This window comes from Pseudoalteromonas sp. SG41-5, assembly GCF_014164495.1.
GTDB classification, from domain to species: Bacteria; Pseudomonadota; Gammaproteobacteria; order Enterobacterales; family Alteromonadaceae; genus Pseudoalteromonas; species Pseudoalteromonas rhizosphaerae.
Genome location: NZ_JACJFH010000138.1, coordinates 1 through 7,910, shown reverse-complemented (window position 1 = coordinate 7,910; position 7,910 = coordinate 1). Strand labels below are relative to the sequence as shown.

General features: G+C 41.9%; 6 protein-coding genes. 2 read left to right on the top strand and 4 right to left on the bottom strand.

Translation table 11 applies throughout. The annotated features are described in order from the left end of the window. The 4 genes from H5232_RS21365 to H5232_RS21350 all read right to left on the bottom strand — a co-directional run. Positions 1-789: iron ABC transporter permease (locus H5232_RS21365; protein WP_182831477.1), on the bottom strand; the 789-nt coding region annotated here is incomplete at its 3' end. Beyond that, positions 789-1,829, bottom strand: a complete 1,041-nt coding sequence (locus H5232_RS21360) for an extracellular solute-binding protein (RefSeq protein ID WP_145234493.1) — start codon at positions 1,827-1,829, stop codon at positions 789-791. The genes H5232_RS21365 and H5232_RS21360, both read right to left, overlap by 1 nt. Next, a complete protein-coding gene (locus H5232_RS21355; protein WP_182717622.1) occupies positions 1,830-2,642 on the bottom strand; it encodes a hypothetical protein in 813 nt (270 codons plus the stop codon). 207 nt (positions 2,643-2,849) lie between these two features. Beyond that, the gene (locus H5232_RS21350) at positions 2,850-5,351 is read right to left on the bottom strand and encodes a hypothetical protein (protein ID WP_182831476.1); all 2,502 of its coding nucleotides are present in this window, start codon (positions 5,349-5,351) and stop codon (positions 2,850-2,852) included. Positions 5,352-5,419: 68 nt separating this feature from the next. Between H5232_RS21350 and H5232_RS21345 the strand changes: the two genes are divergently transcribed. Beyond that, positions 5,420-7,189: an MFS transporter gene (locus H5232_RS21345; protein ID WP_182831475.1), complete on the top strand. Its 1,770-nt coding sequence runs from the start codon at positions 5,420-5,422 to the stop codon at positions 7,187-7,189. After that, positions 7,179-7,886, top strand: a complete 708-nt coding sequence (locus H5232_RS21340) for a hypothetical protein (protein WP_182831474.1) — start codon at positions 7,179-7,181, stop codon at positions 7,884-7,886. Before H5232_RS21345 ends, H5232_RS21340 begins: the two co-directional genes overlap by 11 nt. The last annotated feature ends 24 nt before the right edge of the window (positions 7,887-7,910 follow it).

The following is a 7,910-nucleotide window of genomic DNA, read 5'->3' as shown; positions in this document are numbered from 1 at the left end:
CGCTAGTTGCAACTTACTAGGAAACAAAATTAATGGCCGGCCATGGCGTTCGCTAGCCGTTTTAATTTGTGACTCAATCAACAGTAAAAAGCCCACAATCACCAACAACTGTAACGATAACATTGCTGCACGACTTAACTCAAACGCATTGTACTCGACATAAATAACCCGGGTAAAGGTATCAAGGCGCATCATTGCAGGTGTGCCAAAGTCAGACAAAGTATACAGTGCAACCAATAACGAACCTGCGGCAATGCCATTTACTACACGGGGTAAAATGACTTTAAATACACTTTCGGTCATCGACATACCTAAGGTGCGGGCCGCATTAACCATGCTTGCATCAAGACTAAGTAAAGATGAGCGGGTAGTCATCATTACAAATGGAAATGTGTAAAGAGTCATGACAATAGCTGCGCCGCTGAGTCCATCCATCGATGGCAGTTCAATACCAAGTAGATTATGTATCTCTCCGCCGGAGCCAAAAGCCGCATAAAGCGTAAATGCACCAATGTAACTGGGAATGGCTAGAGGCGCGGCAAAAAACACCAACCATACTTTTTTAAACGGTAAGCGCACATAAGCGCTGATAAATGCTAACGGTACTCCGATTAAAATAGAACCAATGACCGTTAATACCATCAAGGACAAAGTATTGCCGAGAATACTTAAATTATGATTATCAAACAAAGAGCTGGCATCAGTGGCCAGCGTTATTAAAATAAAGATAGGAGATAAAACAATAAGCGCTGCAAGCAGCGCCATTGGGTAAGAAGCTGGTAGTCGCATTACAGTACGCCGCTATTTCGCATCAAAGCTATGGTTGGCCGAAGATCAGCTAACTGTGTTAAGTCCACTTTGGGTGGTGAAATATTGGCTAAAGATGGTAACCCTTCAGGTAGAGGGACACCATTTACCAGCGGAATTTCATAGGCTTCACGAGCCAAGTAACCTTGCACTTCGATGCTTAATAAATAGCGCATAAAGTGAGTGGCAAGAGGGTCGTCGTTCAATGCCAAAATACCTGATGCATTGACTAAACAGCCAGCATCTTGTTGGGTAAATGCTAAATCAAGTTTGGCATCTGGTTTGCCTGATTTTAAACGTAAGGTGTAATAGTGATTAGCAAAACCAATATCCACTTCACCACGTTCAACGGCCATTACTACACCCAACTCACCGGCATAGGTTTTAGCACGCTTCTTAATCTTTTTCAGCCATTTCGCTGTTTTATCGTCACCTTCGAGAATACGCATTGCCGTTACAAATGATTGAAACGATGCATACGCAGGTGCCCAGCCAATGCTTAAGTCACTATCAGCAATGTCCATAATACTGGTTGGAATTTGCTCTTTGGTCAAACGCGAAGTGTTATAGGGTATGGTGCGCACACGACCGGTGACAGGGGCCCAATCTTTATAGCGAAACTGTGGTTGCAACTGCGCTGATAAATCACTCGGAATAGGTTGTGCAAGGCCGGCATCTGAAACCAAGCCAATAGCGCCAGAATCAACAGCCCAAAACAAATCGGCTCTACGCACCCCTGCTTTTGCTTCAGCAACAATGGTATTGGCTAAAGCTGCTGTAGGACCACGACGAATGCCTAGTTTAAAGTTGGGGTTTCTGTCTTGAATTGCTTGTAGCACATTTTCATACAAACCACCTTCACCACGACCTAGGTATAAGGTCAGCTCACCTTCAAGTTTAGGTAAGTCATCAACAGAAACTGGGTTTGCTATGTTGGCAGCTAGTGCGCGAGAAAGAGGCAATGGTAATGCACCGATTGCCCCAAACGCAGCTAGGCCTTGTATAAAGGTCCTACGCTTCACTTAAAATACATCCTTACGTGCTTTTTCGGCTTTTTCGAGTAATACCTTGGCGCGGTCTAATTTAGTGTGCATGCTACTTACCACATCGCGTACTTCATCAACACTTTTGTTATCTGAAATTGCTTTTGGCAGTGTCACGTTAAAATCTTTTTCTAATATTTCAACAAGTTTGGCATCTTGTTCGATAAGTGTGCCTTCAACACCTTCAAATAGGTGAAGGTAAGTATCGTGCACAATGCTGGTTGCTTCATCACTTAAACGCTCTGCATATTTGGCAATGACACGATCAAGTTTATGTTTAATTTCATCGATTGTAGCACTTTGAGTCATGCTTGTGGTTGCAGTTGCTTTAACGTTTGCAAGCAAACCTTTTTGTTGAAATTGCGCCGCTAGTTTAACTGCGCCAAGACCTTGCCACAAGGCAGCATTCATCGCTTGTTGTTCTTTACGAGCTTCAGTCGCCGGCTTGTTATTATCAATGGCCATTTTTACGCCATAAATACCTTGCCAGATTGACGCATATACCGGCACAAAATTTGTTTCAATCGCGCTGTGAAACTTCACTGATTCCCAATACTCGATTAGGTCATCGCTTTTTACTGCTTTTACGCCTTTGCTTTCATAGTCGCTTACCATGGTATCGACTTTGCCGATCATCCATTCAACTTCTTCTGAGTAATCTTTGATATTTGCTTGTAAGTGATTTACATGTTCGCCAATAGGGCCATTAGCAAATGCAGGTTGCGCAACAAATGCTGATACTAAAAGAAGGCTCACACCTAAGGTTGTTGCTGATTTAAATAATGCTTTCATGAAAGTGGATCCGAAAAGATGATTGTAAATGATAGGCATTATCATATATGTAACCATGACTAAAATCAAGGATACTAATTTTACGGACTAAATTCTATTTTGTCTTTATTTATAAAGCATTTGGCGATATTAGGGACGTGCCAACGGGTCGTTGAGTTGTGGCTAAAGCAAAGCAGCTAAGAGGTTATTTCTTAGCTGCTAACTAAATTATAAGTTTATCCGTTTGATAAGTCGGATCTCCTCCCCATCGACATCTAATAACGCAGTGACGGTGATCAACATCGGTTCGCTACTCGCTGTGAATTTAAATTGATAGTTTTGTACTGCATAAGGCGCAATCTCCACAGGGTGTTTTTGTGTCATTACACTTTCAAGCTGTATAAAGGGCGTAGCTGTCAGTGTTATTTGCCCCGTTGTCGCACCTGAATAAGGGCCTGATAGGGTCGCGGTAAATAGCCAATCACCCGCGTTATTTTTAGTCTGAGTGAGTGTCATCTCAACTCCGTTGAAAGGGACATTAGCAGCACTAATTTCACGGGTTTTATTTAATCCTTGCCAATTAAGATCTTGTTCGACAACAATTGTTTGAGCTTGTGTTGACGCTGGTAAGTGAATGTTGTGGATACCGGGTTTTAAGAGCTGACGGAGATGGTGCTTGTTAAGCACCTTACCTGCAGTTGCAAAGCTAACTTGGGCGGCCAATTGCAGCTCAAAATCGGTAGGGTTTTCGACGCGTAAAAAGGCTTTGTTGTGGTGATAGTAAACACCAGAATTAATACCACTGAGTGCGCTAAAACCACTATTACCTAATAGGGTTTTATAGCGGTTAAATATAACTGCAAGTTCAGCATTTATGGCTGTATGGTTGCTCGGCTGAGGTAATTTTGCCATTAACTTACTCAGCTCGACATCGCAATTAACCAGTTTGCGCTGATGTTGTTGGCAGGTTCTAAACACTCGATTTAATAATTTATAACCTGTAAATAGCCACGGATCAGTAAGCTGTGTTTGGTTTTGTGCTGCTAAATTTAAATATTTAGCATCGCCAGCTGGCGTTGCAAATAAGTAAGGTGTGATCTGGTGATTGTTATTTTTACTTAATAAGCTGATTTTTTGTGTATCGAGTGCGGCTGTTATTTTAGTCGATAAAGCAAGGGTAAATGTTTGCCCAATGATATTCGTCCCGTTATCCGCTTTTAAGCCCACCGTTAGTTGGCTGCTCCCTAATGTAAGGTTTAAACCAAGTGTTGCGTGTTGAGCTAAAGCGGCTTTTAACTCAGGACTAAGTGCGATTTGCACAGGCTGAAAATCCTTGAAATTACGTGCGGTTATTATTAACCGCTCAGCATCTACTATTAATAGTTTTAGTAATTGGTCGTCATTCGCTTGCTCATTACCAATAAACGTAGTGCGGTATTGTTGGTTTTGCTCGCTGCGCTTGCCTTGCATGGCAATGCCTATTTCACCGCGCTGTAATTGTGCCGGTTCAAATTCAATTAAAGCAGCCACTTGGTGCTTATTTGTCAGATCGATTAACGCATTTACTTCTGGTGCGGGAAAGTCCATCACTGGGTGCGATCCATCAGTAGTGAGAGCGGGGTTTATATCCAATCGGGATAAGGTATTTGAATCTGTATTTCGTAGCCAATAAGCATTACCATTTTGCTCCCACGGGCCTGATACAATATGAAAACTGGGTTTTATATTTTGCACAAAGTCAGCAAAGCCTTGCTCTATTGCCTGCCAATCTTTAAAAGTGTGTTTAAGGAGTGAATTGGCTGTGCTGAGCGTGGCGTCACTGTGTGGGTTGGCAAGCCTAAGTTGCTGCACAAAATATGCAAAATATTGTGCGCGTTCTGGAGAGCTTAAAAGGTAATGAATGATAAAAAAATTAAGGCCGCGTTTAAGTGCAGGATCATCGTTTATTTGCTCAAGAGTGGGTTTATCAGCACTGTAATATTGCTTTAAACCGGTCTCAATATAATTCATAGGGGCACGATCAAACACCATCACAGTCAGTTGTTTTTGCTTGGCATCGTAAACATGGCGAGCGACCGAGTCGGCTAAGCCTTCGGTGATCCAATTAGGCGCCCAGGTTGAATGACCGTTTAAAGCCATGTGAAAAGCATGCATGGTTTCGTGAATGACAATATAGCGTTGGTGATGCTCACGATGGCTTGGGAAGTTATATCCTGCGCGGTTATAAAACATAGTTTCGCCGCCTGCGGTTTTATGTACGCCTCTTAAAAAACCGTCATCAAGCATGGCCTCGCGCACTCTATCGCGGCTGCTACCATACACTACAGCGATACGCTGGCGTTCAATATTAGGTGGCTCCATACCGAATAGTGCAACATAGTGTGGATAAGTCATTTCTAAAAGCGCTAAATACAGCGTTACTTTTTCTTTTGGTAAATCACTCTTCAGTGCAAAGTGTTTACTTACCCACCAATCATATCCTCGGCTATTACCAATTTTGCCATCGCTATATGTATAGGGGATGGTTTTCCCTAAGAATGCAATGTCCATTTTGTGTAACGTACTGGTGTAACCTTGTACTGATAGGTCTACTTGCATCTGTTGTGGATCAGTTTCCATAGCACTTGACGTTGTTGTTTGTGGTTGTACGGTCTGCGCAGTATCGGCTTGCGGCTCTTTTTGACACGCGGCAAGTAACAGTAATAACAAAGTGAGTGAGAGTTTTTTCATAATTATAGTTGTTTTATGTGTATATTGTATGCAATATAAAATACTGTGTTTAATTGTGAAAGTAAACTATGAATAATAATCAAATACCAATAACAACCAACTCAGCAGCAAAGCAGAGTAAGCAAACCCCAGCTAATAAAGGCTTTGGTGTGGCATTTTATATTGCAAACACCATGGAAATTTTTGAGCGCTTAGCTTGGTATGGCTTTTTTGCGGTTTCATCTGTCTATATGACTACCCCAGTTGAACAAGGTGGGGTGGGCTTTAATGATGCACAGCGTGGTGCTGTGCAAGGTATTATTCCTTTCTTTTTATATTTATTACCGGTGTTAACAGGCGCGCTGGCTGATCGGTATGGTTATAAAAGGCTGTTTATAATTTCCTTTATAATTATGGCGCCAGGTTACTACTTTTTAGGCCAAGTAACTGGCTTTAATTCGTTCTTTATGATTTTAATGTTGGTGGCATTTGGTGCGGCGTGTTTTAAACCTGTGGTGGTTGGTACTATAAGTCGCAGCACGAATGATACTAACCGTGGCCTAGGGTTTGGTATTTTTTACACTATGGTTAATTTGGGCGGCTTTATTGGCCCATTAGTCGCCGGTTATATGCGTGCGATCAGCTGGGATGCGGTATTTGTAATGTCGGCCGTGTGGATTTTGCTTAACTTTATTCCGCTGCTATTTTATCGCGAAACAACCCCATCTTCGCAAGCAAATACCAGCCTTAAGCAGGTATTACAACAAGCTCAACAAGTATTAGGCAACAGCCGCTTTGCACTGTTGTTATTTACTTGTGTGATTATTCTAATGACCGCAGGCGTGAGTTGGCTCAGTTATACGCAAGCTTTTGTATTAATTGCTCTATGGTTAGGGACAAACTGGTTGTGGGATAAAAGTGTCAGTACTAAGCAAAGCCATAACTGGCACTTACAGCCGGTGCGGGTAAGTAACCGTAATTTTGCCTTGTACTTAGCCATATTGACAGGGTTTTGGACTGTGTATAATCAGCTATTTTACACTTTACCGTTGTTTATACGCGATTATACAAACACTCAAGACTTAGTTGTTTTACTCAGTTGCTTTGGTCAATCAACAGTGGATTTTTTTGCGTTTGTTGATAGTGGAGCATTGAGTGAAAAAATTCAGCTTCTATCAGTCAATTATGCATCTTCATCACCTTTAGCGAGCACTGAGCTTGAAGCAATACGCCTTGAATTAGTGCATTTAAAAGTAAACGTGCCAGTGAGCGAAATAGCGCTTTTTATTGAGCAAATAGCGACTAGCGACTTTACCCTGCAACAAAGTAAACAACTTGCCCAGCAATGGCTGGTTTACCGACAAGTTAATCCCGAGTACCTGATTAATTTAGACTTTGCGGCCATAGTATTATTACAAATAATCGTTAGTGTAAAATGCCAAAGATTTAAGGTGATATCGGTTTTGATCAGTGGTTTGATTGTTACTGCGGGTGCTTTTTTAGTGTTATTGCTAATGAGCGCGGGTTTATTAATGACGCAACTGGGCGGAGCGGTCATGATCACGGTTATTTTATTGATTGCCTTGGGTGAAATGCTCACCTCGCCAAAAAGCCAAGAATATGTTGCCAGTATTGCCCCTAAAGATAGCGCTGCAATGTTTATGGGTTATTATTTTGTATCTATGGCACTGGGTTTTTTATTTGCTGGTTTTTTATCAGGTTGGAGCTATGGTTACTTAGTGAAAGAGCTGCAACGTCCGGCACTCATGTGGCTATTATTTGCAATGATCGCGCTTTTCACTGGCTTTGGTTTTTACCTTCTAGCGCGAAATAATAAGGATACCCACAGTGAAACTTAAACAGCGACTTATTTTAATAGCTGCCATGCTGATGTTGAGCTTACAAGCCACAGCAAATGACCCAGTGAGCGGTGAAAATAGTCATTATAAAAATTTAATTGATCGCACGGGAAGTCCATATTATATGCAAGACTTTGCTAGAGGCGAGCATCAACGCTTTAGTCCATTATTTGACTTAGGTGCATGGCATGGTCATTTACTGCCAAGCGATGACAATATCGGAAGCTTTACCGGGCCTGCAATTATTAGCGAAGAATACCTTAATTTTATCGCCCCTTATTTAGAAAAGCTCAGCGTCTATAAAGACCAAAGTCATAAAGTTAAACTCGCCATGAATAGTTACAGCTTGCCGGGTGCTTTAGTGCAAGAATTAACGGGTGATGGCGTAAGTATTCGCATGGAGTTACGTTTTGTAAGTAATCGTACTTCGTTAGTTAAAACACAGATCACAACCAAAAAACCACTCATTTTGCGCTGGGAAGGGCGGTTAGTGAGTAAGTTAACAGCTCAAGACGGTATCGCAAAAGATGCGCGTTCACCTTTTGAAGTATACCCGCAACTGTTACCTCAATGGCAAGTGAGTGATAATACTATCACGCTAAAGTTTGGCAAAGTGCGTGCACATGGCCAGTTACTAACTTCTGGCAGCTCGCAGTTACAATTGCATAAAACGCTATCAGTCAACACCACCCATTAAGCATTAAACTATGAAAGTGACACA

What these genes read in the sequence shown, in the direction of transcription:
- H5232_RS21355 (WP_182717622.1), bottom strand. Translation starts at nt 2,642, where the DNA reads ATGAAAGCATTATTTAAATCAGCAACAACCTTAGGTGTGAGCCTTCTT.
- H5232_RS21350 (WP_182831476.1), bottom strand. Translation starts at nt 5,351, where the DNA reads ATGAAAAAACTCTCACTCACTTTGTTATTACTGTTACTTGCCGCGTGT.
- H5232_RS21345 (WP_182831475.1), top strand. Translation starts at nt 5,420, where the DNA reads ATGAATAATAATCAAATACCAATAACAACCAACTCAGCAGCAAAGCAG.